Origin of the sequence: Sideroxydans lithotrophicus ES-1, from assembly GCF_000025705.1 — a bacterium.
GTDB lineage: Bacteria > Pseudomonadota > Gammaproteobacteria > Burkholderiales > Gallionellaceae > Sideroxyarcus > Sideroxyarcus lithotrophicus.
Genome location: NC_013959.1, coordinates 2889453 through 2914738, shown reverse-complemented (window position 1 = coordinate 2914738; position 25286 = coordinate 2889453). Strand labels below are relative to the sequence as shown.

Genomic DNA, 25286 nt, shown 5'->3' with positions numbered 1-25286 from the left:
GCATGGCCCGATTCGATTTCGTCTCCACTCCTTTGTCAGGATTAACCTTAGTTCAGCGCAAAGCAATCGAAGACCAACGTGGTTTTCTATCGCGTTTTTACTGCGCCGATGAATTTCGAGAGGCTGGCCTGACCAAGGCCATTAAGCAGATCAATCAAACATTGACCCGAAAAAAAGGCGCCGTTCGAGGAATGCACTTCCAATATCCCCCCTACGTTGAAGCCAAGTTGGTGAGTTGTTTGCACGGAGAAATATTTGATGTTGCAGTCGATCTGCGTAGCAATTCGCCCACCTTTTTGCATTGGCATGGGGCAATACTTTCGGCGCAAAATCGCCAAAGTCTGCTCATTCCGGAAGGGTTTGCGCATGGGTTTCAAACACTGACTGAAGACTGTGAATTGATCTATCTGCATACAGAAAGCTATCACCCGGAAGCGGAGGGAGCGTTGAATTTTGCTGATCCAAAATTGGGCATCGTCTGGCCTTTGGCAACTACAGAAATCTCAGACAGAGATATGAACCACAAATTGATTGAACAAGATTTTCAGGGAATATCCTTATGAAGTGCCGTCATTGCCACACAGAACTAGCTTTGCCACTGGTCGACTTGGGCTCGGCTCCACCGTCCAACGCCTATCTCACCCGGCAAACATTACATGCGCCCGAAAAATACTTTCCGCTGCGCGTGCTGGTATGCACCCAATGCTGGCTGGTACAAACCGAGGACTACGCGGGTGCAGACGAATTATTCTCCGCCGATTACGCATATTTCAGCTCTTTCTCGACTACCTGGCTGAAGCATGCGGAACAATATGTGGCGGATATGGCGCAGCGCTTTGCGCTGGATGCAACGTCGCATATCGTCGAAGTTGCCGCCAATGACGGCTACCTGCTGCAATACGCGAAAGCACGCGGAATCCCCTGCCTGGGTATCGAACCAACGACGAGCACCGCAGATGCAGCGCGCGCCAAAGGCATCGAAATCGTCGAAGAATTCTTCGGCGTAAAACTGGCTCAACAGTTGGTTGCACAAGGCAAACAGGCCGACCTTACAGCCGCCAATAACGTGTTGGCACATGTGCCTGACATCAACGACTTTGTGTCCGGTTTTGCCGTATTGCTTAAATCCGCGGGCGTGGCGACTTTCGAATTTCCCCATTTGTTGAACCTGATCGAGCAAAACCAGTTCGATACCATCTATCACGAGCATTACTCCTACCTTTCCCTCACCGCAGTCAAAACGATTTTTGAAGCGAACGGATTGATTGTGTTCGATGTAGAAGAATTGCCCACCCATGGCGGAAGTTTGCGCGTCTATGCTCAACGAAAAGACTCCGGTACCCGTCAGACAAGCCAAAACGTAGTGAAATTGCTGCAACATGAAACCGGGGCAGGCATAAACAGCAAGGCGTTTTATGCGGGTTTCCAGGCCAAAGCAGATAAAGTCAAAAACGACCTATTGGTTTTCTTGATCGAAGCCCAGCGTGCCGGCAAAACAGTGGCCGGCTATGGTGCGGCAGCGAAAGGAAACACCTTATTGAATTACGCTGGAGTCCGTCCTGATATGCTGCCCTATGTGGTGGACCGCAATCCTGCCAAACAGGACAAGTTCCTGCCCGGTTGTCGCATTCCGATTGTCAGTGAAGAACGTATCAAGCAAACCAAACCGGATTTTGTACTTATCCTGCCATGGAATCTGCGCACAGAAGTGTCTCATCAACTGAACTACATTCGTGAATGGGGTGGCCAGTTTGTAACTTCAGTGCCTGCTTTGGAGATCAAATGAAACCGCGCATCTTCTATACGAAACCATCGATCACTGAAAAGGAAGTTGAATATGCTACTGACGCAGCCACAAATGGCTGGGGTGAACGTTGCTATGAATACATAACCCAATTTGAAAAGAAGTTTCGTGAATTCACCGGATCACACTATGCAATAGCAACATCCAGTTGTACCGGTGCTCTGCACATGGGCCTGGCCGCATTGGGCGTAGGCCACGACGACGAGGTCATACTTGCCGATACGAACTGGATCGCTTCGGCAGCACCCATAACGTATTTGGGAGCGAAGCCGGTATTTGTAGATGTTCTGCCTGATACATGGTGCGTCGATCCCGCCCGGATTGAGGCGGCGATCACTCCAAAGACAAAAGCGATTATTGCTGTTCACTTGTACGGCAATCTTTGCGAAATGGATCGACTGCTTGAAATAGGCGCAATGCATGGCATTCCGGTCGTAGAAGATTCAGCAGAAGCCATAGGTTCATACTGGAAGGGGCATCACGCCGGGACGCTTGGCGCATTTGGTGCATTTTCTTTTCACGGTACGAAGACTCTGACAACGGGTGAAGGCGGTATGTTCATCACACAAGACCGCGCCTTATATGAAAAAGTGCTGACCTTGAGCAACCATGGGCGTGCGGTCGGACAAACCAAACAATTCTGGCCGGACATAGTTGGGTTCAAATACAAGATGTCCAACATACAGGCTGCAATTGGCTGCGGCCAAATGGACCGAATCGTGGAGTTGGTGGGCCGGAAGAGAGAAATATTTTCCTATTATCAGGAGCAGCTGAGCGGCATGTATGGGGTCAGCATGAATCCCGAAAATGAGGGTACTACCAATGGCTATTGGATGCCGACCGCGGTGTTTGCGCATGAAACTGGGGTTACGCGTGAGCGACTGTTGGAAAAATTCAAGGCGGAAAACATTGATGGGCGAGTCTTTTTTCACCCGCTAAGCTCCTTGCCGATGTTTCAGCCGCAACCTGAGAACAAAAACAGCTACGACATCCCCGGCAGGGCAATTAACTTGCCCAGCTACCATGACTTGTCGAAGGCCGATCAGGACCGGGTGGTCGACGCGGTTAAGTCCATATACACGAAATAATGGCGCCGAAGAAATACATCATTTGGGGTGCCAAGGGACATGCTCTAGTGCTTGAAGAGATTGTACGGGCGCAGGGCGGCGAAGTGATTGCTCTATTTGACAACTCTCCCGACGCGAACTCCAGTTTGATGGGCATTGAAATTCACATCGGGCTCGAGGCATATGAAGCCTGGAGCCAGAAACTCAAAGGAAGAAAGGACATAAACGCGATCGCCGCGATTGGTGGGGCAAGCGGGAGTGATAGACGAAACTTTCTTGAGCTATTTCGCAAATCAGGATTCAGAACCCCAACGTTAGTTCACGAAAATGCCATTGTCTCAACTTCTGCCCGCGTTGGTGAGAACTGCCACGTCCTTGCAGGATCCGTTATATCTCCGATGGCAGAGCTTGGTGAAGCTTGTATCATCAACACGAAAGCCAGTGTGGATCACGAATGCATACTTGGCGCAGGAGTTCATATCGCACCCGGGGCTACGTTGTGCGGGTGCGTGCAGGTCGGCGAGAACACACTGATCGGTGCCGGAAGCGTGGTTCTGCCAAGAATAAGAATTGGTGCCAATGTAATTGTTGGGGCAGGTTCCGTAGTTACGCGAGACATTCCCGACCGCGTAGTGGCTTTTGGGAATCCCGCAAAGATAGTCAAGACGATTTTGTAAAACAAATTAATAACCATTAAGGAATTGAAAATGAATCCAGCTGAGCAATTCAAACAAGAATGCACGAACGAAATCAAGGCCCAGGGCGATAACGTACAATTGCAAAAATTAACACGCTCATGGATGGACACTGCGAACAGCGGAAAATACTCCTACCACTTCGAATGGATGGGCCGCCCAATAATCCAATATCCTCAAGATATTCTGGCAATGCAGCAGATAATTTGGGAAGTCAAACCCGATCTGATCATTGAAACTGGGATTGCACACGGAGGCTCGCTGATATTTTCCGCGTCGATGCTCGAGCTGATCGCATCCTGCACGGGAGTTGAAGGCGAGGTTCTGGGGGTTGACATCGATATCCGCCCGCACAATCGCAAAGCAATCGAAGAACACCCGATGTACAAACGTATCAGCATGATCCAGGGATCGAGCATCGCCCCGGAAATAATTGCGAGGGTCAACGAAAAGGCCAAAGGAAAAAAGCGCGTACTCGTATGTCTTGATTCCAATCACACCCATGAACATGTTTTGGCCGAATTGGAGGCGTACGCGCCGTTGACGACTGTTGGAAGTTATTGCGTTGTCATGGATACCGTCATTGAAGACATGCCCAATGAGATGTTCCCGGACCGTCCATGGGGTAAGGGTAATAATCCGAAAACATCCGTGTGGGAATATTTAAAGAGCCACTCGGAGTTTGAGATTGATTTGGCAATCCAAAATAAGATAATGATTACGGTTGCACCGGATGGCTATTTGAAGCGTGTTAAGTAAATTAGATTGTTGCGTGCAAACAATATGGCGCTGAAGCGCAACATTATTGCCAACTATTTCGGCCAAGGCTGGTCCGCAGTTATGGGGCTGGCCTTTATTCCCTTATACATTCGGTATCTTGGAATGGAGTCCTACGGCCTAATAGGGCTTTTTGCTGTGATGCAAGCTTGGTTGACTCTGCTCGATATGGGCATGACACCAACGCTTAATCGTGAAATGGCCCGGTTTACAGCGGGTGCGCACAGCCCTCAGTCGATAAATAATCTATTGCGGTCACTGGAAATTATCACTATTTGTATCGCAGCAGTTATAGTGATTTCTACTTGGATCGCATCTAGCTACTTGGCAACAGATTGGCTTAAGGCAGAAAAGCTGCCTATTTCAGTGGTTGGGCAAGCCCTTGCAGTCATGGGAATAGTTGTTGCGCTACGTTTTATAGAAAGCATTTACCGCAGCTCCTTAATCGGATTGCAAAAGCAAGTCTGGTACAACGTTGTAAATGCAGCTATCGCTACACTACGCAATGTAGGTGCAGTCGTTGTATTGGCCTGGTTATCACCCACAGTACAGGCTTTTTTTCTTTGGCAAGCGGCTATTTCAATGGTATCTGTAGTTACCTTGGCAGCGGGTGTGCATCGAGCATTACCAGAACCACCTTTTGCACCAAAGTTTACGTTCGTTGCTATAGCAGACGTATGGAAATTTGCTAGTGGGATGATGCTCGTAACTTTTCTTGCAATACTTCTTACTCAGATAGATAAGGTGTTGCTATCTCGACTACTTCCACTTGAGTTGTTTGGTTACTACACATTGGCCTCGACAGTTGCAGGGGTGTTATATATTGTCATCAGTCCAATTACAACAGCTTTTTATCCGCGAATGGTAGAACTTTCGACGAAGGACGACCAAGCCGCGCTTGCAGCCCTCTACCATCAGGGATCACAATTAGTCACGGTACTGATCGTCCCTGCCCTAATGCTTCTGTGTTTCTTCTCCAAGGATGTGTTGTTCATGTGGTCTGGCGATGTCAACCTTGCTGAAAAGACAGGATCCATTCTGTCAATATTTGTAGTCGGAGTGTTCTTGAATTGTTTAATGCACATGCCTGTGCAATTACAGCTTGCATATGGTTGGGTTAGCCTTGGTATTAAGACAAACATTGTGGCGGTTGTAGTTCTTGTTCCAGCAATATTCTGGACCGTTCCTCGCTACGGTGTTATTGGTGCAGCCTGGATATGGGTGATTCTAAACGCAGGCTATGTTCTGATTGCGGTGCAAATTATGCATCGCAGAATTTTCACTCGCGAAAAATGGCGATGGTATTTTGCAGACGTTCTACTACCAACTATCGGTGCGGCTGGCATCATGCTGCTAGCTAAACAATTTAGGCCTGAGATGATGCTGGACCGCTGGACCGAATTCTTCTTTTTAGTAATAGCGGGGGCGGTGTCACTAGCAACTACAATTCTACTGGCTGACAAAATGCGACCTATGTTGTTGAACTTCGCAAAGTACAAATTGGCCAGGTTCTGATAAAGCACTTTTGCACAGAAGCAGAAAAGAAAATGGAAAAAATCGAAAGCTCGAAAAATAAGCCGCTCATAAGTATCGGCATTCGAACATACAATCGACCAGTGGATTTGCGACGCACTCTTACAGAGATTACGAAACAAACGTACACTAATCTGGACATTATAGTTTCCGATAACGCATCGCAAGGGGATGAAACGGAAAATATAATGTGCGAATTTATGCGTAACGACGAACGAATAAGATACTTCAAGCAATCAGCAAATTTAGGAATCAATCTCAATTTTCAGTTTGTATTGGAAAAAGCTAAGGGCGAATTTTTTATTTGGTCTGCGGATGATGATTGGCACTCGCCTGAATTTGTCGAATATTTACTTGCAGCAAAATTAAATGATGACGCGGCGACAATTTCATTTTGTGATTTTGACATTAGAGAAGAGGATGGCCGCACTGTTTTGGATTATCCCGATTCGCATGCGGCCTTAGTAACAATGACTTGTAACAATTCGCTAATAAGGCAGCTTCGATTTTTCATGTTGCCAGAAGGTGGAGCAATTCCACATGCTATTTATGGGTTGTTACCTATGAGGAATATGAAGAGCTTTTCTTGGCCGGAGCATGTCCAGCGTTACGGTGAATACGGTGCAGATACATTATTCGTATTTTGGCTGTTAGGCCAAGGGCGGCTAGCACTGGCTGAAAAAAGACTGTTCGGCTGTACTGTGAATAATCAAAAGCACTACGTTTCCGCGCAAAAAAGCTCAATAGCCAAGAAAATTCGTACTGCCCGGCAAAGAATGGGCTATCTGATATCGTTCATCAGAATAGCCAAAGGTTGGACTCGGCTGGCATTGCTGTTTGCGTTTCCGCTAAAACTGGCCGAAATGTTTTTTTCCATGACGGTTCGCGAACCGATACGCCGGGCGATACGAGCCCGTGGCGAGCGTTAATCAAGATGGCCAATATGCGCGCAGATTGGAAAATCCGGTATGCAAACTACATCGAGCAGGGTGTTTCCGAAAATGCACGCTTTGATCTCACACATGCAATAAATCGGGACGACAGCAATTATCCCTACTGGATGTTGCGTGAGCGTCTGCTGTCGTGCGGCATCGAGCTGAATACGCCCGATATGAATGCGGGGCGCAGCGTGGTCTTTGAATTGCACATGAATGCCATGCAAAGAGAGCTGGATGTACCGGCATTCGTTTTGTTGATGGAAACGGCCCAGATATGCCCCTCGAATGCCTCTCAGTCCTTACTTGCACACTATCAGAGAATCTTTACCTGGCGAGATGACTTGGTCGACCATAGGCGATATATCAAGATAAATTTCCCGAATAAAATTCATCGCCTTGACCAGATCGGTTGGCAAGGCCGCGACCGGTTGTGTTGTCTGATTGCCGGTAACAGATGCCCGAACCAGCAAAGCTCACTGGATCTGTACGCTGAACGAGTGAGAACCATACGATGGTTTGAGCACAATGCTCCTGAGGCATTCGATTTATATGGAAGTGGCTGGGAAGTATCGCCCCCTCGATTCGGGAAGATAGGGAGGCTGTGGCATCGAATGGCATTGCGCTGGGCACGGCTAACTGGGTACAAGGCCTTTTCTTCTTACCGTGGGAAAGTTCCAAGCAAACTTGAAACACTCAAAAAATATCGATTTGCGGTGTGTTATGAGAATGTAAAAGACTTGCCTGGCTACATCACCGAGAAAATATTTGATTGTTTTTTTGCTGGCTGTGTCCCCATATATTGGGGCGCACCCAATGTATCGGATTACATTCCCCGGGCTTGTTTCATTGATCGACGCGAATTCAGTAGCCATGATGACTTGTATTGGTATCTTACGCATATGACTGAAGCCAACTATCAAGCCTACCAAATTGCGGTCCGTGACTTTCTGGATAGTGCCGCGGCCAAGCCATTCATGGCTGAGGATTTTGCAGAACAGATAACGTGCACCATTGTTTCTGCACTAGATGATTCGATTTGCGATCCAGCGCGTCTCTGACCGACGGAACACCGGACATGGTCATATCTAACATCATTGGCGGTCTTGGCAACCAAATGTTTCAATACGCAGCGGCTCGAGCGCTATCTCTCAAACTTGAGGTTCCCTTGAAACTGGATATTTCAGGATTCACGAATTATGCATTACACCAGGGTTTTGAACTTGATCGGATATTCGGATGCAAGATTGAAATAGCGAGTGAAGCTGACGTGCATGAAATTCTGGGATGGCAATCTGCATCAGGTATTCGGCGGGTTGTGTCCCGGCCCGGCATGTCGATTTTCCGTAGAAAAGGGTTTGTTGTAGAACCACATTTTTCCTACTGGAATGGAATAAGAAAAATAACAGGCGATTGTTACCTTGCGGGCTACTGGCAAAGCGAGAAATATTTTTTGGATGCCGCTGTTGAAATTCGTAAAGATTTTTCTTTCAAGTTGCCGCTGGATAGTCATAACGCAGAATTGGCTGAAAAGATCGATCAAGAGAATGCGGTGAGTTTGCATATCCGACGGGGCGATTACGCAAATAATCCACTGACAGCAGCAACACATGGACTGTGTTCTTTGGATTATTACCGCAAATCGATCAAACATATTGCGGGGCAAGTGCGGAATCCATATTTTTTTGTCTTTTCGGATGACATCGCCTGGGTAAAAGACAATCTGGAAATAGAATTTCCAAGCCAGTATGTTGACTACAATCACGGCTCAATGAGCTTTAACGACATGCGATTGATGAGTTTGTGCAAACATCACATCATCGCAAATAGTTCGTTCAGTTGGTGGGGTGCGTGGCTCAATCCGAATCCGGAAAAGGTCGTGATTGCTCCAGAGCGCTGGTTTGCTAACCGAACAGATGTGCAAGACTTACTGCCGCCGGGCTGGGTAAAACTGTGAAATCAACTGCAACAATAAAAACCTTGGTCATCGGCGGTGCGGGCTATATTGGCGCACACCTTGTGCCGCAACTCATAGCCACTGGAAGGCATGTTACGGTGTTGGGTCGAAGCCTCACTCCTCGATATGAATTACCAAATGAGGCCACCTATATTTCCGGTGATTTTGGCCAACGAGACTTGATTGGCAGTTTGCTTGCGAACCACCAGGAGGGTATTCACCTGGCATATGCCACAGTTCCGAATACCTCATTCGATAACCCTCTGGCCGATTTGCTTGAAAATTTGCCACCTACGGTACAGTTGTTCTCGGAAGCGGCAGAAAGGGGAACGAAATTGATCCTGATGTCGTCCGGGGGGACGGTTTATGGTGAAGCGAATGAATTGCCAATACTAGAGACCCACCCAACCAAGCCCATTTCTCCATATGGCGTGACTAAGCTGACTTTGGAAAATTATGCATATCTATATGCTGTAACGCATGGATTGAAGTTTGTCTGCATTCGCCCCGGCAATGCTTACGGAGCGGGGCAGCGGCCATTTGTGGGCCAGGGATTCATTTCCACAGCTCTGGCATCAGCCATGACGGGAAAGCCAATCAGAATCTTTGGGCAACAAGGAACAATACGCGATTATTTGTATGTCAGTGACTTGGCGTCCGGAATCGTGAGCGCATTACAACATGGGCAATTAACGGAGACATACAACATTGGCTCGGGCGTTGGTTTAAGCAACTTGGATGTGATTGAGGCGATCAAGGTCTTGCTTAAAGAGGTCGGATGCAGTGTGAAGGTAGAGAATCTCCCTGCGCGGGCTTTTGATGTTAAGACAAATGTGTTGGATTCGACAAAATTGGAAACACACACAGGTTGGAGACCCAAGGTCGAATTCGAGGAGGGCCTTGCTCGCACTTATGACTGGCTTAAGGCGATGGAAAAGTGAATATGACTGTCTTGAGAGCCAGAACTGATGAAAATATTGCACCGGTAATTTCAGTTGCGATGCCGGTGTACAACGGCGAAAAATATTTGGCAGAAGCCATTGATTCGATTTTGAAACAAACATTTTCAGATTTTGAATTCATCATAATTGACGATGGATCTACAGATAATTCACTTCAAGTGCTGAAAAAGTATCAAGAACGAGATACCAGAATTCGTCTCATTTCTCGCGAGAACAGGAATCTGGCAACAACTCTGAATGACATAATCGATCTTGCAAAGGGTCAATGGATTGCACGTATGGATCAGGATGATGTGGCACTGCCACAGCGTTTTGAACGTCAACTGCGCTGGTTGCAGGAAACTGATGCCGATATTTGCGGCAGCTGGGCCAGATTGTTTGGCACAGCGGACACTCGTGTACTAAAGCATGCTCAGAGTGATAGTGCTGTCAAGGCGGAGTTGCTCTTTGGTTCGCCATTTGCACACCCATCGGTGATGATGAAAGCGGATTTGGTAAAAGGGTTGCGGTACGACAAAGCATGGGAAAAGTGCGAAGACTACGACCTATGGGAAAGGGCGGCGCAGGCAGGTTGGAATATGACCAATGTTCCGGAGGTGTTGCTCCTATATAGGCAACATGAGACACAGATTTCAACTAGTACGTCGAATAAACAGCAAGCGTTGGGGCAGCAAATCAGACGACGATATTGGACGTTCATTTTTGCTCCGATGGGCGTGAATCAGGACTGGATTGACGAGGTACTGAAATTGCGCGAACCCTCCCCCCCAAAGTTTGATATGGATAAAATTGACGCCATCATTACAGTGTTGCTTGAGCAAAACACCGGTGAGGCGCGAGCCATCGCTTTTGATCATGCAACGCGGCTTTACTTCAGGGCTGCAGCTGATTGTCTAGACGTGGTCACAAGATGGGGTAGATTAAACAAGAGATTCGGCGTTGGCTTTGCGCTTGTAACGAAATTCAAATTGCTCATGCTAAGCATTTTCCGCATTCGAGCTGATAGCGCGATGTTCTTTCGATTAAAGAACCTGTATTTTAGAATAACTCGCTTTTCATGAAGGAAATTTCAGCCCCCCGCGCCGAAGTATTAGTCGATGCACCGGTAAGCGTGGTAATACCTTGCTTTAAGTGCACAAGAACAATAGGCCGCGCATTCGATTCCATAGTTCAACAAACTCAGAAGCCGGCCGAGGTCATTTTGGTTGACGATGCGAGTGGCGATGAGACATTGGAATTGTTGTGCAAGTTTAGGCTGGAGTACCCGGATTGGGTGAAGGTTATAGCTCTTAATGAGAATCAGGGAGCGGCAAGCGCACGAAATGCAGGTTGGAACGCGGCCTGCCAGCCTTATGTTGCGTTTCTGGATGCCGATGATGCATGGCATCCAAAAAAGATCGAGATTCAATATAACTATATGGCGACCCACTCAGAGATCGCATTGAGTGGACATATGCATCGAAAATCGGGCAGTCATACGAAGGTGGCAGACTGGGAAATAAGAGAATGTATGGCGATGCCCATATCGAAAAATAGTCTGCTGTTATCCAATCGTTTCATAACGCCTTCAGTCATGCTCAAACGCGAGATTCCATTCCGCTTCGCCGAGGGGAAGCGACACATGGAAGATCATTTGCTATGGCTGGAGATTGTATGCGCGCAAATGGCAGTTATAAAACTCAGTGCTGATTTGGCAGCAATATACAAGCCTGCTTATGGCGCAGCAGGACTGAGCGCACAGTTATGGTCAATGGAGCGCGGAGATTTGGACAATTATGGTCAACTCTATCAGTCTGGATGCATCAATTTCATTCAATGGTTAGGACTCTGCATATATTCGGTATTAAAATTCGTGCGTAGATTGATTTTGTACTGGGGCTATATGCGATGGGCGAAATAGCCAATAAGGGTGAAGCAGGAATTTCCATATCAGTTGTCAGTCACAAGCAGATTCGCCTGATTGATAATCTGTTGCGAGACCTTGATAAGCAATGTCGATCGTCGTCGTTTGAGGTTCTTCTTACGTTGAATCTGGAAGAATCGCTACCTTTCAGACTGGGGGATTTCCCATTCCCGATAATAGTGATTCGTAACTCAGTGCCGCAGGGGTTTGCGGCCAATCACAATCAAGCATTCAATCATGCAAAAGGCAAATACTTTTGCGTGATTAATCCGGACATAAGGCTCAAAGATGACCCTTTCCAGGCACTGACGTCCTGCCTGCAAGCTCCCTCCGTGGGAGTCGCGGGCCCGCTGGTGGTTAATGCAAGTGGCGAGATCGAAGATAGTGCACGGCGATTTCCGAGTCCGTTCAAGATACTCTGCAAGGCGTTTGGCAAATGCAAGGGAAGCGACTATGCAGTCAGTGAAAGGGTTATCTATCCAGACTGGATCGGCGGGATGTTCATGTTGTTCCGGTACGATGTATTTGCGCAAATGAAAGGGTTTGATCCCGGATTCTTTCTTTATTATGAGGACGTGGATCTGTGCGCCAGAATACGTCTGCAGGGGTATGAAGTGGCTTTATGTCCTGCCGCCAAGGTGATGCACGATGCGCGACGAGACAGCCACAGAAAAATGAAGTACTTCAGGTGGCATTTGACAAGTATGCTGCGATTTTTTCTTTCGCCGGTTTATTGGCGTTTACATGTTCGAAGATAAGTACTGTGGAGTTGAAAATGTTGAAACGATTTGTGGCTGACGTGGGTGTGCCAATTGCCGATCTGATTCTTGCGCCGCTTGTGGCCATGGCAGCCATTTTAATGAAGCTGGTTAGAAGGCTTGGTATTTGGCGCATGCCGGTGGCTAGGCGCATTTTCAACAGGATCGGGGTTTATCCGATTCGTGATCACTATTATGAACCGATGTATAACTACAAGAAATATCTGCAGCACTCGTTGCGCGATGAGAGGAATCTGCCGGGTATCGATCATAACGAAGCGGGACAGATAAGCTGGCTAAAGAAATTTGATTATGCTGATGAGCTGCAACGCCTGCCGAGCGCCCCGACTGTAGACAGGTCGTACTACTACAACAATCCCAATTTCGCCGAGGGAGATGCGGAATATCTTTATAGTTTGATCCGTCTATGCAAGCCTAAACGTATCATTGAGATCGGCAGCGGTTTCTCGACCCTGATGGCCAGGGCGGCAATCGAGCAGAATCGGAATGAAGACTCCGGATACCAATGCCTGCATCAATGTATCGAGCCTTATGAAATGCAATGGCTGGATAAAGTTGAAGGGATTGAAGTTGTTCGTCAAAAGGTCGAGAACGTTGATCAATCAATATTCAGGCAATTGGTGGCAAATGACATTCTGTTCATAGATTCTTCCCATGTGATTCGCCCACAGAGTGATGTGCTGACAGAATGCCTGGAGATATTGCCAATTCTGAATGCGGGCGTGCTAATTCATATTCACGATATCTTTACGCCCTGCGACTATCTCGACCACTGGCTGATTGACGAGGTCAAGCTATGGAACGAGCAGTATCTGTTGGAGGCATTTTTGTCGTGCAATCCTCACTTTGAGATCATTGCGGCCCTGAATTTTCTCAGCCGGCATCATTCGGATGAAATGAAGAATAAATTTCCTATGCTACGGCTTAATCCCGCACATTTGGAACCGAGGTCGTTCTGGATACGGAAAGTGGATTGAAGGTGCAGGAGTCTCCTCAGAATAAAGTGTCGGTCGATCGGCGTTTGCGGGTAAACAATTTCGATCTGCTCCGCTTTGTATTCGCTTTCATAGTGTTTTTGGTGCATGCCTATGTGCTATCTGGAGCTGATAGCCTTTCAATCTTAAGCGAAATATTTTCTTCAGAGATTGCAGTGAAGTCGTTTTTTGTTGTCAGCGGTTTTCTGATTTTCATGAGCTATGAAAACTCCAAGGATGTTGGCAACTACTTCTCAAAAAGAGCTCGCCGAATTTATCCGGCATATATATTTGTCGTTGTTGCCTGCGCTGTGCTGGGGATGATTTTCAGCAAGTATTCATGGCATGAATACATCTCATTGGAGCTTGCCAAATATATCTTGGCAAACCTGGTGTTCCTCAACTTCATGCACCCGAGTTTGCCCGGAGTATTTGAGCACAATTCTCTACAAGCGATAAATGGCGCTTTATGGACTTTGAAGATAGAGGTGATGTTCTATCTGCTGGTACCGGTTGTTGTCAGGGCGTTCCGCAAGTATGGACGCATGAAGGTGATATTTTTGCTCTATGCGTGTTCAGTGATTTATTCCATCTATATGGAGTACATGGCAAATAAAACTGGCGCAGGTTTTTATCTGGAATTACAGCGCCAATTACCAGGCCAGCTGGTTTACTTTATTGCGGGCGCAACTAGCTACTATTATTTTCAACACTTTGCCAAGTATGCGCCGTGGCTCGCTCTGCTTGCAGTGACGGCTTTTGCGCTGAAATCATGGTTGCCTTGGATTGCCGTGCAACCGATCGCGTTGGGGGTGCTGGTCATCTATTTTGCCTGCATCTTTAGCTATGTCGGAAACTTCGGTAAATATGGCGACTTTTCCTATGGGGTATACATCGTTCACTTTCCAATATTGCAGTTATTGATCTCATTCGGGTTATTCAATACTCATCCTTGGTTGATGTTGCTTTCGGCTGGTTTCATGGTAGTAACGACGGCATATTTTCTTTGGCATTTCGTTGAAAAACGGTTCTTGCGCAAATCTTCTCATTATGTGGCCGTCAATCAGGAATAGTTCGATATGAGATTCTTGGTAGTAGGAGCTAACGGCTTTGTCGGCAGGCCACTTTGCAAGGAATTAGCCAGACGCGGAGAGCCTTGCCGTGCAGCAGTACGTTCTGCAAATCCTCCAATCGAGAATGTTGAATTTGTAAAAACTGGCGTGATCGATGGGCAGACAAACTGGTCTGATGCACTGCTCGGCATTGACGTTGTGATCCACCTTGCAGCACGTGCGCACGTGATGCATGAAAACTCGGATGATCCAATTTCGGAGTACCGCAGGGTCAATTTGTACGGAACGATAAACCTTGCCGAGCAGGCTGCATTGGCAGGGGTGAAACGTTTCGTTTATGTCAGTTCGGTCAAGGTCAATGGCGAGGGTACAAAGATAGATTATAAGTTCACTGAAACGAACCAGATCAATCCACAAGACCCTTATGGCGTATCCAAAAGCGAGGCGGAACAAGCCTTGCATCTGATAGCCTCAAGAACCAATTTGGAGGTCGTGATCGTCCGCCCGCCTCTGGTTTACGGCGCAGGCGTAAAAGGTAACTTTGCTCAGATGCTCAAAGTCTTGGCCAAGGGGGTCCCATTACCGTTGGCCTCTGCACAAAATCAGCGCAGCCTGGTTTATGTTGAAAACCTCGTCGATGCATTGATTGCCTGCGCTATGCATCCTGCCGCTGCCGGACAGACCTATCTGGTCAGCGATGGCGAAGATATCTCGACACTAGATCTGCTACGCCGATTGGGTGCGGCAATGGGACGCCCGGCGAGGTTGTTCCCCTGTCCTGCAGCATTGCTGAGGCTGGCAGGGCAACTGAGCGGCAAGACAGACCAGGTGGAACGCCTGCTGGGCTCGTTGCAGGTCGATAGTGGTAAAATCCGCCGCGAACTTAACTGGACCCCGCCATATAGTTTGCAGCAGGGGCTGCAGGCGACAGCCGAGTGGTATCGAACGACACATCTATGAGCCATTACTCACCCATCGTTGCAGCACTGGTCACCATGCTGCTGACCACTCTCATTCTTATCAGCAAGTTCGGTAAAGTCATCGAGGACATTCCAAACGAGCGCTCTTTACATGATGCACCAGTACCTCGCATCGGCGGTGTGGCGATGATGGCCGGATTGCTGGCTGGCTGGGCGTTGGTGCTGACATCGCTGATGTGGTGGATAGTCGTCCCATTGATTGGCTTGTTCGTCGTTTCACTGATGGACGATATGCATAATCTGCCAGTGAAACAGCGTTTATTGGCTCATCTGACGGCGGCAGCGATCCTGGTCTTTGGTTCCGGGTTGTTCGCTCAACATGGCGTGATCGTTGCGTTGATTATTCTGCTGTTCACGGTGTGGATGACCAATCTTTACAATTTCATGGATGGATCTGATGGTTTGGCAGGTGGCATGGCACTATTCGGCTTCAGCATGTATGGTTTTGCTGCACTTATGTCGCATGACGACACGCAAGCGATGTTGAACTTCACCATCGGCGCAGCTGCGCTGGGTTTTCTCTACAATAATTTTCATCCTGCCAAGGTGTTCATGGGCGATGCAGGATCTATCCCGCTAGGTTTTCTTGCGGCAGGTATGGGGTTGTGGGGATGGCAACAAGGCCACTGGGCTGCATGGTTTCCGCTGCTGGTGTTTTCCCCTTTCATCGTGGATGCCAGCGTCACATTGGTGAAGCGAAAATTGCGCGGAGCGAGGGTCACGGAAGCGCATCGCGAGCATTATTATCAGCGTCTGGTGCAAATGGGTTGGAGCCATCGCAAAGTTGCTTTGACTGAATACGCACTCATGCTGGGTGTTGGCATATCGGCTCTTTACGCCTTGCAGGATGAATTTCCATGGCTGGTATTTTCAGTATGGGGCGGCATCTATGCAGCGTTGATGCTGCTGCTCGATGCCGCATGGAGAAGATTCGAGCGTTCACAACATGCTCAAGGCTAATCGATATACCGTATTTGCTGTATCCCATGACCTGCTGGTGGCGGCGATTGCATGGGTTGGCGCTTATTTATTACGTTTCAATTTTGAACTGCCGCAGAATTTCCAGAACGAGATGTTGCGTACATTGCTCTGGATAGTGCCGCTGCAATCCGTGATCTTCTGGTATATGAGTCTTTACCGGGGCATCTGGCGCTATGCCAGCATGGCCGATCTGCGCCGTATCTTCATGGCAGTGTTGTTGGCCGCCATGCTTATCCCTGTGGTGCTGTGGATGTTCCGTGTTCACGCAGTCGTTCCGCGGTCGGTGTTGATCATCGATCCCATTCTGCTGTTATTGGGGATGGGCGGCGGCCGCCTGTTCTATCGCTTGTGGAAAGAGCAGGGACTGTTCGGCGATATCAAGTTGCAAGGCGAACCGGTACTGGTACTAGGGGCGGGCGAGGCAGGCGTCGGCCTCTCCAAGGACTTGGCGCGCAGCCGCGAATGGCACCAAGTTGGGTTTCTTGATGACGACGAAGACAAACAGGGACGCCTCCTTAATGGTGTCAAGGTTCTGGGCAAACTGGACAGCCTCCCAAATTGGGCAGCACGACTGGGAGTTTCCCAGGTCATCATCGCCATGCCGTCGGCCACGCATCAGGTACGCAAGCATGCCATCGATCTGGCGAACAACAATGGTATCAAGGCGCTGACGGTCCCAGCTTTCGACGATCTGTTGAGCGGGCGTGTGTCTGTATCGCAATTGCGGGCGGTGGAACTGGATGACCTGCTTGGGCGCGATCCGATACAACTGGATGATGCGGGCTTGCATGCGCAACTGACAGGAAAGGTAGTGCTGGTCACTGGCGCGGGGGGCTCCATCGGTTCCGAGTTGTGTCGCCAGATCGCGCGCTTCTCACCAAAAACACTGGTGCTGTACGATGCTGGCGAATTTGCGCTGTACAACATCGAGCAGGAGTTGAATAAAAGGTTTCCGCAGCTGAATATCATCTATCTGGCTGGCGATGTGCGCGACGATGTGCGCCTGGAGCAGGTGTTCGACGAGTACAAGCCGGGCACAGTTTTCCATGCGGCAGCCTACAAGCATGTGCCGTTGATGGAGCGCCACAACACTTGGCAGGCAGTGCGCAACAATGTCTTTGGTACCTGGCGGGTGGCAAGCTGTGCACAGAAGCATGGTGTGGAGAAATTCGTGTTGATCTCCACCGACAAGGCAGTCAATCCGACCAACGTGATGGGCACGACCAAGCGCATGGCCGAGATCGTCTGTCAGGGACTGCAGCGACCGGAAGGAACGCGTTTCGTCATCGTGCGCTTCGGCAATGTGCTCGGCAGCAACGGCAGCGTGATCCCCAAGTTCCGCGAGCAAATTGCCAAAGGCGGGCCGATCACTGTCACGCATCCCGAGATCACACGCTTCTTCATGTCCATCCCCGAAGCAGCGCAACTGGTGATGCAAGCCGGCTATATGGGCAGGGGTGGAGAGATCTTCGTGCTCGACATGGGCGAACCGGTGAAGATCGTCGATCTGGCGAAGGACATGATCCGTCTTTCCGGTTTGGGTGAGGACGACATCAAGATCGAATTCACCGGTCTGCGTCCAGGTGAAAAGTTGTATGAGGAAGTACTGGCCGATAATGAGCATACGTTGCCGACACCACATCCCAAATTGCGTATCGCCCAGGCGCGCCAAGTTGCTGCAGTCGAATTGCAGGCGATGCTGGACTGGGTGAGTGTGGATATGGCAAACACCGACGATATTGTGCGCGAACGTTTGAAGCACTGGGTGCCAGAATACACGCCGACACCGAACGGGCATTGACCATGCCCTCGTTGTCCGTCATTCTCATCACCAAGAACGAAGCCGCCAACATCCGCGACTGCCTGCAGTCGGTGGCATGGGCGGACGAGATCATCGTCGTGGATTCCGCCAGCAGCGACGATACTGCGGACATCGCCCGCGCAATGGGTGCCCAGGTATATGTGCATGCGGACTGGCCCGGTTTCGGGCCGCAAAAGAATCGCGCGCTGGGTTATGCCAGCAAAGACTGGGTGTTCTCCATCGATGCGGACGAACGGGTGACTCCCGAACTGCGCGCCGAACTGGAACAGGCCATGCGTACGGGGAATGCGGAAGGCTACTACTGCCCGCGCCTGTCGCAATTCTGCGGGAAATTCGTCCATCATTCCGGCTGGTACCCGGATTATGTGTTGCGCCTGTTCAAGCGCGGCACCGGCAGGTTCTCGGACAGCCTGGTGCATGAGAGCGTGCTGATGGATGGGGCTGCAGCGAAACTGAAGAGCCCGTTATTGCATTACAGCTATCTCACGACAGCTGATGTGGAGCGCAAGGTGGAGCATTACTCCAATGCGGCCGCGCAGCAGATGCTGCAGGCAGGCAAACGCTCCAGTTGGGTTGGCGCGATGCTGAGCGGAGGGTGGGCGTTCGTGCGCACATACATAATCAGGCTCGGCATACTGGATGGCGCTGCCGGGTGGAGCATCGCATTGATGAATGCGCGCACGACCTACTTGAAATATCGCAAGTTGGCTGTCCTGAATTCAACCCGGATAAGTCATTAGGCCGTCATTCCGGCGAAGGCCGGAATCCAGTCAAAAGATACTTGGCGGCGCGGACAAAGCAATGAAGCCGTCCTATCTGCGCGGGGTATTGTTCAGGAAATGACGAATTACCTGGATTCCGGCCTTCGCCGGAATGACAACTGCTATCCCAACGCTCGTTTCAGCCTGCTGCGCAATAACTGCCAGCGCAACTCGCGTGTATCTTCCGGCTCTGCTAACGTCAATCCCTGTGCCGGCAAGCCGCGCCGCAAGTAATAGCGGTCGAACACCGACTGACGCATGCCCCACTTGTTGAGGAACTGTCGGCCGCCGTCGTTCTTCTTCACCTTGCCGGTCGATTTGCACTGGAAGTGATAAACAAAGGAATTGCCTACGCCGAGAAACACGCGGCAGTCGGCGTGCCACAGTTTCATCGAAAAGTCGTTGTCGCTGCTCATGCCGGGTGAGAACTCGCTGCTGTAGCCGCCCACCTTGAACCACCAGCGCTTGCTCACCAGCGTGGGCGGCCAGGTCGCACCATACCAGTCCTGTTTGCGATGCTGCGGCAATTCGGCCAGCAAGCGCGCCTCATCGAAATTCGCGGCATCGCTGCCGTAATCGCGCACGATCACGCAGGGGTTGTTGGTCTCGCGCGGCTCGATCATGGTGCCGGAAAGCATGAACAGGTCGGTGTCCAGTTGCTTGAGTTTGTCGACCAGCGCCGTGTCCCAGCCGGGACAGCAATACATGTCGTCGTTCAGGTACAGGATGTAGTCCTGCGTGGCATGCATGGCCGCTTCGTTCACGGCAAGGCAGATGCCGATATTCTCGGGCGAGGCGGTATGCGCGATACCTTGCTGGCGCACCCATTCCAGCGAGCCATCGCTGCCGTCGTTGACGTGCACGATGATCTGGTGCGGGTAGGCGGAATTCTGCCGGATGCTGCGTATGCACAGCTGCAGCAGTGCAAGGTTGTTCCAGGTGGGGATGATGATGGAGAACATGCTTTTCCGTTCAAATGATGGGTTTGCGCGCGCGGATCAATACGTTCTGCCCGCTATGCGGACTGGCCGCCTGAGCGTGATATTCCTGCAATTCCTTGCGGTAGCTCCAGAGCAGCAGACCCAGTTCGTCCAGCCAGGATAGTCGGGCTGCCTGCTGATTTGTGCGGCTGACGCGGTAGACAACGGCGGCGCCGGCAGAGTAGGTGCTCGCATCGGTCACTTCGAAACCGGCGCGCCGGGTAAGTCGCTGCAGCGATTCGACCGAGAACAGGTGCAGATGGCGGGGGGCTTCCCAGCCGCGCCAGAAAGCGGCGAATTCGGCAGCGCCGATGCTAAGTGCATTGGGAGTGGTCATCACCAGCAGGCCGCCCGGTTTCAGGATGCGCAGGCATTCGTGCAGTGTGGCCAGCGGATCGTACAGATGTTCGATGGTCTGGCTCATGGTGACCACGTCGAAGCTGTTTGCGGGCAAGGTACACTGGGTCAGGTCGCCGATGTGGGTCTTGATGCCGTAACGTGCCGAGACCTTTTGGGTGGCCTGTTCGTCGAAATCAGTGCCCTCGACCTGCCAGCCGCGCTTCTTCATGCGGTTGAGGAAGCGTCCGCCGCCGCAGCCCACATCCAGCAGTCTGCCAGCAGGTTCGCCGGACAAGGTCATGAAACGCAGATAGCCGGCTTCGCGCTTGAGTCCGTTGGCCAGCCAGAATGGCAGCAGGGACAGCCTGATGAGCCGATGCGCCAGGCTTAGCATGGCTTTGCCAAAGCGCTGGCCGGATTTGCGCGTATGGGTGTGGTAGGTGGCGTAGGCTTTCCAGAGTTCGCTCGGGGGCGGTGCCGGATCCAGCCAGCACACTCCGCACTCGGGATTGGCACAACAGCGGAAACTCCATGTCCCTTCCAGGTTGCCGTCCGGATCTGTGATGCCGGATTGAACGAGCCCGCCTTCTGAGCCACACAGGTCGCATGAAGGACGGGGTTCGCTTGTTATACTATCCATGTTTCGCGGTTCGAATGGGTCAACGTGCACATTCTATAACGACGACCCAATATTTAGAGGCAGGATGAAGATAATTCACATTGTAAGGCGCTACGGGCCGGTAGGGGGGATGGAGCGCTATGTCTGGGAGACCATCCTTGAGCTTGCGAAACTCGGCCATGAGATCCAGGTGCTGTGCGAGACCTGTGTAGCCGAAAAACCCGCAGGGATTGCGGTTCACGAGCTTGGCAAGATGAGATACCGTCCGCGCTGGCTCTATTACTGGCGTTTCGGCAGGCGTGTGGAAAAATGGCTGCGCGCGCATCCGCAACCCGGCTGGATCATCCATAGCCACGAACGCGTCGGCGTGCATGACATCACTACCTTCCATGGCCCGCCGTTCGCTTCGGTACGCGACAAACCCTGGTGGAAGAAGGTCTCATTGCGTGTGGCGATGCAGCTGTATATGGAGCGGCGCGAGTTACGAGTGGCACGGAGCATCGTGCCGAATTCGGCGATCATTGCGCGCCAACTGGCGCATTACTATCCGGAGTACGCCGGAAAGATCACCCAGCCCATCGTGCCGGGTGTACTGCCGGGCGCGACGAGGACGCCTCATGTTGTACCTGCAGATGGCGGCATCATCGGTTTCGTCGGCAGGGAGTGGCAGCGCAAGGGCCTGCCGTTGGCGGTCGAGATCGCTGCGCAACTGCGGCGCATTCGGCCAAGCCTCGAGTTTTGGGTGGTAGGACCGAACGAACGCGAAGTGCAGCACCTGTTCGCTGGCTGGCAAGTCGGCTATCGCCTGCTGGGATGGCGTACTGACAATGCGCACTTTCAGGAGATCGACGTGTTGTTGCATCCGGCGAAAGCCGAACCCTATGGCATGGTCATCACGGAGGCGATGGCGGCAAGGGTGCCGGTGGTGGTGTCGGATGCCTGCGGTGCAGCGGAACAAGTGGATGCCGAAGCCGGCGAGGTGGTAAAACTGGATATGCCGGTGCAGCAGTGGGTGAACGCAGTCTCCAGACAATTGGACCGGGTTCAGGCCCCTGTTCCCTTTGTTCGTGGCTGGGATGTCGTCGCACGCGAATTCGTGGCGATCTACGATGATGTCCAGAAGGAAGGCGCAAGATGAAGTCAGTGCAACAACGTTACTTGTCCATTGTAGAGCTGTCGGCAACGGTGCTGCTATTGGCCTATCCCACGGCCATGATCGCGGTGAAAGGCGGCATGAACGGCGTGTTTCTGTTGATGTTGTTGCTCGCCCTTGCAGTTTGGCTGGCAAGACCGAATGGCATTGAGGCTGTAATGTGGCGCAGCGAGTTCACCATCTACACTGTTTCCATGTGTGCGATGTCGGTGGCGATACTCATCAGCCAGACATATCTTCAAAACTATACAGCGCATCCATATGATGCGGCATCGCGTTACTGGCTGGCTATCCCGGTGTTCTTGCTGTTGCAGCGCCTTCGCCCTGCCGTTTTCGTAGTACTGCAAGTTGCATTTCCACTGGCTGCCATCATCGGTTTTATGATGTCGAATGATCTGGGAGCAGGCTCCGAGAACAGATCCGGAATAGGTACACTGGATTTGATCCATTTCGGCGATCTTGAATTGATCTTTGGCGTACTTTCATTGTTCAGCATCAACTGGCTCGGGCGAGACAACAAACTATTGCGCCTTTTGAAAGTGACGGGCTTCATGCTTGGATTATTGGCATCATTCGAATCCGGCTCGCGAGGAGGCTGGTTTGCAATTCCAGTGTTCATTTTGATCTATTTTTATTTCAGGACATCCAGAGTCTCGCTGAAAATGGCAGCTGCCAGTTTGATCGCCACATCGTTTGTCATTGCATTCGTATATCTTGCCAGCGGTACATTTCAGCATCGTGTGAATGAACTGATCAATGATATTGCGACCTTCGAACAAGGTAACCGCGATACATCGACGGGTGTGCGCTGGCAGTTATACAAAGCGGCTGCGGACATATTTGCACATCATCCAATTTTTGGTGTTGGGCCGGAGGGCTTCGCCCTGGAAATGCAGCCCATGCTGGATGCAGGCAAGATCACACCACTTGCAGCAGAACTGGGGCGCGGTGAAGTCCATAATGACATTTTGTCCAAGGCTGCCGGGATGGGCATATTCGGCTTGGCTGCTTTGCTGGCCAGTTATTTCGTACCGTTTGGTCTATTCTGGCGGGCGACCAAGTCGACATTGAGAGAGGTCAGGCGTGCCGGAATATTAGGCATCGCATTCGTGAGCGGAATCCTGGTATTTGGAGTGACTGTCGAGTTTTTAAATCTGACCATGGCTACGGCATTCTATGGTTTTACCGTTGCCGTGCTGCTTGCGGCTTGTTACAACGTTCACTACGGCGTGCAGATCGTCGTGCACAAACCGGAATAAGGGCATTTTCATGTTTAGCATCGTCATCCCCAGCTGGAACAACTTAGCTTATCTGAAGCTCTGCGTAGAGAGTCTGAGACGGCACTCCAAATTTGAACACGAGATACTGGTGCATCTGAACGAAGGCACGGATGGTTCGCTGGAATGGGTCAAATCGGAGGGCATCAAATACACACAGAGTGCCAAGAACGTCGGCGTCTGTCTGGCGGTGAATCACGTGGTGGCGCAAGCAAGGCATGACTGGGTGTTGTTCATGAACGACGACATGGTGGCCGCACCGGGCTGGGACACGGCCTTTGTTGCGGCGATCGAGTCCGTAGATTCCGATTTGGCCTTGTTCTTCGGTACGCTCATCCAGCCCGAGATCGGCAGCAGCGAGGTCATCATCAAGCAGGACTTCGGCGCGTCACCGGACACCTTCGATGAAGCGAAGTTTCTGCAGGGATACATGGCGGACGGGCGCGATGACAAGGAAGGCGCGGCCTCGCAGCCGACGCTGTTTCACAAGAAATGGTGGAACATGGTCGGCGGCTACAGCCTGGAATATTCGCCAGGGATGAGCAGCGACGACGACCTGATGATGAAGTACTGGGTGGCGGGCTGCCGCAATTTCCGCATCGTTGGCGCCAGCCGCTTCTATCATTTCGGCTGCAAGAGTACCGGGCGCATCAAGCACAATCTGGGCGGCCGCATCTTCGTGATGAAGTGGGGCGTCACCCAGATCGAGTTTCATCGTTTATACCTGCCGTCACTCAGAAATCCGGACGGCGGCAAGACCGCGGGCAATCCGTACAATTGCGTGCGCTCATCCTGGCTGGGCAAGCTGCGTCGTCTGGGCTATGCCTTGCGCTATAACTATCCGCTGGAAGATATCGAGGCGTGGGACCCGATGCCCGGTCGCGGAGAATGGCATGAAGGAAACTAGCGCGACGGTGGCCGTTCCTGCTGAATCGACTTGAATATCTCTGTACCCATCAGCAAATATCCCGTGGTAGAGAAATGTGTGTTGTTTCCGAGATAAAGATCTACGGTCTTATTCTGGATAGCCTGCTGTGTCATACGCAGCAAGTTGGGGGCACGGAAGCGTTGCTCGGCTTTGTTCCAGAACTGCTTGTCCGGGTACAGGTAGGCTGTGCTCTTGTTGGGCACGAAGACCCAGATTGCCTTAACGCCGCTTAAGCGTGCATTCAGCTTTTCAATATCTGCCAGTACACCTTCACCAATTTCTCCCGGCTTGTCATAGCTCAGAAATAACGCATCATTACAGCGTGCGTGACTGAATAATTCACAGCCGTTCGGTATGCGTGCCATCTTCACATCGTTGGGCAGCAGCCAGGTCTTGAAGTCGGGTGAGCGGCTCAGTCGCTCATATTTCAGGACATTCAACCAGGTTTCTATGCCAGTCGACAGCTTACCAGCGTAGTTACCCTGATTCACATTGAACGAAACAGGAGGCGGGAAGCGTGGAGCATCCGTCATCCGGTTTGGATGATATTGCATTTCTTGGCAGGTAACCGATTTGCTCAGGTCATCCACCAGGTTGCGCTCGATGGATTCCAGCACTACATACTTACCTGCAAAACCTTGGGCACGCAGCCAAGGCATGAAATCGGCGCATACGCCGCGCATGCTGTCCCATGATTCGGTGCGCGCCTTCAAGCCATGTTGCGTCAACACGGTCTGCCATACCCGGCCATCGGAAAAGCTGTCGCCGATGACCAGCACATCGGCTTCTTTCATCGAGGACTGCTGCATCCACTTCGGGTCGATCGACGGTTGCGGTTTGGTCCAGCCGAACAGTGTTTCGGGCACGAGACCCATGCGCGTCAGTTCGCCCTGGAAAGTCGCCAGCGGCAAGAAATAGAAGGCCACTGCCCCATAGCCCATTACGGCGATGAATACGAAGATGGAAAAGTACTTGGCGTGTCTCATG

The 25286-nt window shown here is 50.9% G+C and carries 25 protein-coding genes; 22 read left to right on the top strand and 3 right to left on the bottom strand.

Annotation, left to right across the window (positions count from 1 at the left end):
- Window positions 1–2: 2 nt before the first annotated feature.
- Genes rfbC through SLIT_RS14370 form a run of 19 tightly spaced genes read left to right on the top strand, consistent with a single transcriptional unit; the run spans window position 3 to window position 18982 of the window.
- Entirely contained in the window at window positions 3–563 is a 561-nt protein-coding gene (gene rfbC, locus SLIT_RS14460) for a dTDP-4-dehydrorhamnose 3,5-epimerase (RefSeq protein ID WP_013031018.1), read from the top strand.
- The gene (locus SLIT_RS14455) at window positions 560–1786 is read left to right on the top strand and encodes a class I SAM-dependent methyltransferase (RefSeq protein WP_013031017.1); all 1227 of its coding nucleotides are present in this window, start codon (window positions 560–562) and stop codon (window positions 1784–1786) included. Before rfbC ends, SLIT_RS14455 begins: the two co-directional genes overlap by 4 nt.
- On the top strand, window positions 1783–2892 hold the full coding sequence (locus tag SLIT_RS14450; RefSeq protein ID WP_013031016.1) for a DegT/DnrJ/EryC1/StrS family aminotransferase: 1110 nt from the start codon (window positions 1783–1785) through the stop codon (window positions 2890–2892). The genes SLIT_RS14455 and SLIT_RS14450 overlap by 4 nt, the downstream gene beginning before the upstream one ends.
- A complete protein-coding gene (locus SLIT_RS14445) occupies window positions 2892–3548 on the top strand; it encodes an acetyltransferase (RefSeq protein WP_013031015.1) in 657 nt (218 codons plus the stop codon). Before SLIT_RS14450 ends, SLIT_RS14445 begins: the two co-directional genes overlap by 1 nt.
- Window positions 3549–3578: 30 nt before the next feature.
- A complete protein-coding gene (locus tag SLIT_RS14440; RefSeq protein ID WP_013031014.1) occupies window positions 3579–4325 on the top strand; it encodes a cephalosporin hydroxylase family protein in 747 nt (248 codons plus the stop codon).
- A 24-nt stretch (window positions 4326–4349) separates the two neighbouring features.
- A complete protein-coding gene (locus SLIT_RS14435) occupies window positions 4350–5858 on the top strand; it encodes a lipopolysaccharide biosynthesis protein (RefSeq protein WP_013031013.1) in 1509 nt (502 codons plus the stop codon).
- A gap of 32 nt (window positions 5859–5890) precedes the next feature.
- Complete coding sequence (locus SLIT_RS15455) at window positions 5891–6805, top strand: glycosyltransferase family 2 protein (RefSeq protein ID WP_013031012.1); 915 nt, start codon at window positions 5891–5893, stop codon at window positions 6803–6805.
- A gap of 5 nt (window positions 6806–6810) precedes the next feature.
- Window positions 6811–7872 (top strand): glycosyltransferase family 10 domain-containing protein, encoded by a 1062-nt coding sequence (locus SLIT_RS14425; protein ID WP_013031011.1) that lies wholly within the window; start codon window positions 6811–6813, stop codon window positions 7870–7872.
- Window positions 7873–7889: 17 nt separating this feature from the next.
- Window positions 7890–8768: an alpha-1,2-fucosyltransferase gene (locus SLIT_RS14420; protein ID WP_013031010.1), complete on the top strand. Its 879-nt coding sequence runs from the start codon at window positions 7890–7892 to the stop codon at window positions 8766–8768.
- On the top strand, window positions 8765–9709 hold the full coding sequence (locus SLIT_RS14415) for an NAD-dependent epimerase/dehydratase family protein (RefSeq protein ID WP_013031009.1): 945 nt from the start codon (window positions 8765–8767) through the stop codon (window positions 9707–9709). Before SLIT_RS14420 ends, SLIT_RS14415 begins: the two co-directional genes overlap by 4 nt.
- Before the next feature lie 2 nt (window positions 9710–9711).
- On the top strand, window positions 9712–10791 hold the full coding sequence (locus SLIT_RS15450; protein ID WP_013031008.1) for a glycosyltransferase family 2 protein: 1080 nt from the start codon (window positions 9712–9714) through the stop codon (window positions 10789–10791).
- Complete coding sequence (locus tag SLIT_RS14405) at window positions 10788–11630, top strand: glycosyltransferase family 2 protein (RefSeq protein ID WP_013031007.1); 843 nt, start codon at window positions 10788–10790, stop codon at window positions 11628–11630. The genes SLIT_RS15450 and SLIT_RS14405 overlap by 4 nt, the downstream gene beginning before the upstream one ends.
- Window positions 11618–12391: a glycosyltransferase family 2 protein gene (locus tag SLIT_RS14400; RefSeq protein ID WP_013031006.1), complete on the top strand. Its 774-nt coding sequence runs from the start codon at window positions 11618–11620 to the stop codon at window positions 12389–12391. The genes SLIT_RS14405 and SLIT_RS14400 overlap by 13 nt, the downstream gene beginning before the upstream one ends.
- A gap of 17 nt (window positions 12392–12408) precedes the next feature.
- On the top strand, window positions 12409–13389 hold the full coding sequence (locus SLIT_RS14395) for a class I SAM-dependent methyltransferase (RefSeq protein WP_013031005.1): 981 nt from the start codon (window positions 12409–12411) through the stop codon (window positions 13387–13389).
- Between the two features lie 2 nt (window positions 13390–13391).
- On the top strand, window positions 13392–14459 hold the full coding sequence (locus SLIT_RS14390; protein ID WP_013031004.1) for an acyltransferase family protein: 1068 nt from the start codon (window positions 13392–13394) through the stop codon (window positions 14457–14459).
- A gap of 6 nt (window positions 14460–14465) precedes the next feature.
- The gene (locus tag SLIT_RS14385; protein ID WP_013031003.1) at window positions 14466–15419 is read left to right on the top strand and encodes a UDP-glucose 4-epimerase family protein; all 954 of its coding nucleotides are present in this window, start codon (window positions 14466–14468) and stop codon (window positions 15417–15419) included.
- Window positions 15416–16399 (top strand): MraY family glycosyltransferase, encoded by a 984-nt coding sequence (locus SLIT_RS14380; RefSeq protein ID WP_013031002.1) that lies wholly within the window; start codon window positions 15416–15418, stop codon window positions 16397–16399. Before SLIT_RS14385 ends, SLIT_RS14380 begins: the two co-directional genes overlap by 4 nt.
- Window positions 16386–18221 (top strand): polysaccharide biosynthesis protein, encoded by a 1836-nt coding sequence (locus tag SLIT_RS14375; RefSeq protein ID WP_013031001.1) that lies wholly within the window; start codon window positions 16386–16388, stop codon window positions 18219–18221. Before SLIT_RS14380 ends, SLIT_RS14375 begins: the two co-directional genes overlap by 14 nt.
- A 2-nt stretch (window positions 18222–18223) precedes the next feature.
- Entirely contained in the window at window positions 18224–18982 is a 759-nt protein-coding gene (locus tag SLIT_RS14370; RefSeq protein WP_013031000.1) for a glycosyltransferase family 2 protein, read from the top strand.
- 143 nt (window positions 18983–19125) lie between these two features.
- On the opposite strand, the gene SLIT_RS14365 is transcribed toward SLIT_RS14370, so the two are convergent.
- Window positions 19126–19965 (bottom strand): glycosyltransferase family 2 protein, encoded by an 840-nt coding sequence (locus SLIT_RS14365; protein WP_013030999.1) that lies wholly within the window; start codon window positions 19963–19965, stop codon window positions 19126–19128.
- A gap of 10 nt (window positions 19966–19975) precedes the next feature.
- Window positions 19976–20962, bottom strand: coding sequence for a class I SAM-dependent methyltransferase (locus SLIT_RS14360; RefSeq protein ID WP_013030998.1), 987 nt, complete (start codon window positions 20960–20962; stop codon window positions 19976–19978).
- A 64-nt stretch (window positions 20963–21026) separates the two neighbouring features.
- Here SLIT_RS14360 and SLIT_RS14355 point away from each other — a divergent pair, with 64 nt between their 5' ends.
- Genes SLIT_RS14355 through SLIT_RS14345 form a run of 3 tightly spaced genes read left to right on the top strand, consistent with a single transcriptional unit; the run spans window position 21027 to window position 24278 of the window.
- The gene (locus SLIT_RS14355) at window positions 21027–22079 is read left to right on the top strand and encodes a glycosyltransferase family 4 protein (RefSeq protein ID WP_013030997.1); all 1053 of its coding nucleotides are present in this window, start codon (window positions 21027–21029) and stop codon (window positions 22077–22079) included.
- Window positions 22076–23353, top strand: a complete 1278-nt coding sequence (locus SLIT_RS14350) for an O-antigen ligase family protein (protein ID WP_013030996.1) — start codon at window positions 22076–22078, stop codon at window positions 23351–23353. The genes SLIT_RS14355 and SLIT_RS14350 overlap by 4 nt, the downstream gene beginning before the upstream one ends.
- A 10-nt stretch (window positions 23354–23363) precedes the next feature.
- Window positions 23364–24278 (top strand): glycosyltransferase family 2 protein, encoded by a 915-nt coding sequence (locus SLIT_RS14345; RefSeq protein ID WP_013030995.1) that lies wholly within the window; start codon window positions 23364–23366, stop codon window positions 24276–24278.
- Here the strand turns inward: SLIT_RS14345 and SLIT_RS14340 are convergent.
- The gene (locus SLIT_RS14340; protein WP_013030994.1) at window positions 24275–25285 is read right to left on the bottom strand and encodes an alginate O-acetyltransferase AlgX-related protein; all 1011 of its coding nucleotides are present in this window, start codon (window positions 25283–25285) and stop codon (window positions 24275–24277) included. The two genes, SLIT_RS14345 and SLIT_RS14340, sit on opposite strands and share 4 nt — an antisense overlap.
- Window position 25286: the final 1 nt, after the last annotated feature.

Coding starts and splice junctions, on each gene's coding strand:
- rfbC (WP_013031018.1), top strand. CDS start 3: ATGGCCCGATTCGATTTCGTCTCCACTCCTTTGTCAGGATTAACCTTA.
- SLIT_RS14455 (WP_013031017.1), top strand. CDS start 560: ATGAAGTGCCGTCATTGCCACACAGAACTAGCTTTGCCACTGGTCGAC.
- SLIT_RS14450 (WP_013031016.1), top strand. CDS start 1,783: ATGAAACCGCGCATCTTCTATACGAAACCATCGATCACTGAAAAGGAA.
- SLIT_RS14445 (WP_013031015.1), top strand. CDS start 2,892: ATGGCGCCGAAGAAATACATCATTTGGGGTGCCAAGGGACATGCTCTA.
- SLIT_RS14440 (WP_013031014.1), top strand. CDS start 3,579: ATGAATCCAGCTGAGCAATTCAAACAAGAATGCACGAACGAAATCAAG.
- SLIT_RS14435 (WP_013031013.1), top strand. CDS start 4,350: ATGGCGCTGAAGCGCAACATTATTGCCAACTATTTCGGCCAAGGCTGG.
- SLIT_RS15455 (WP_013031012.1), top strand. CDS start 5,891: ATGGAAAAAATCGAAAGCTCGAAAAATAAGCCGCTCATAAGTATCGGC.
- SLIT_RS14425 (WP_013031011.1), top strand. CDS start 6,811: ATGGCCAATATGCGCGCAGATTGGAAAATCCGGTATGCAAACTACATC.
- SLIT_RS14420 (WP_013031010.1), top strand. CDS start 7,890: ATGGTCATATCTAACATCATTGGCGGTCTTGGCAACCAAATGTTTCAA.
- SLIT_RS15450 (WP_013031008.1), top strand. CDS start 9,712: ATGACTGTCTTGAGAGCCAGAACTGATGAAAATATTGCACCGGTAATT.
- SLIT_RS14405 (WP_013031007.1), top strand. CDS start 10,788: ATGAAGGAAATTTCAGCCCCCCGCGCCGAAGTATTAGTCGATGCACCG.
- SLIT_RS14400 (WP_013031006.1), top strand. CDS start 11,618: ATGGGCGAAATAGCCAATAAGGGTGAAGCAGGAATTTCCATATCAGTT.
- SLIT_RS14395 (WP_013031005.1), top strand. CDS start 12,409: ATGTTGAAACGATTTGTGGCTGACGTGGGTGTGCCAATTGCCGATCTG.
- SLIT_RS14385 (WP_013031003.1), top strand. CDS start 14,466: ATGAGATTCTTGGTAGTAGGAGCTAACGGCTTTGTCGGCAGGCCACTT.
- SLIT_RS14380 (WP_013031002.1), top strand. CDS start 15,416: ATGAGCCATTACTCACCCATCGTTGCAGCACTGGTCACCATGCTGCTG.
- SLIT_RS14375 (WP_013031001.1), top strand. CDS start 16,386: ATGCTCAAGGCTAATCGATATACCGTATTTGCTGTATCCCATGACCTG.
- SLIT_RS14370 (WP_013031000.1), top strand. CDS start 18,224: ATGCCCTCGTTGTCCGTCATTCTCATCACCAAGAACGAAGCCGCCAAC.
- SLIT_RS14365 (WP_013030999.1), bottom strand. CDS start 19,965: ATGTTCTCCATCATCATCCCCACCTGGAACAACCTTGCACTGCTGCAG.
- SLIT_RS14360 (WP_013030998.1), bottom strand. CDS start 20,962: ATGGATAGTATAACAAGCGAACCCCGTCCTTCATGCGACCTGTGTGGC.
- SLIT_RS14355 (WP_013030997.1), top strand. CDS start 21,027: ATGAAGATAATTCACATTGTAAGGCGCTACGGGCCGGTAGGGGGGATG.
- SLIT_RS14350 (WP_013030996.1), top strand. CDS start 22,076: ATGAAGTCAGTGCAACAACGTTACTTGTCCATTGTAGAGCTGTCGGCA.
- SLIT_RS14345 (WP_013030995.1), top strand. CDS start 23,364: ATGTTTAGCATCGTCATCCCCAGCTGGAACAACTTAGCTTATCTGAAG.
- SLIT_RS14340 (WP_013030994.1), bottom strand. CDS start 25,285: ATGAGACACGCCAAGTACTTTTCCATCTTCGTATTCATCGCCGTAATG.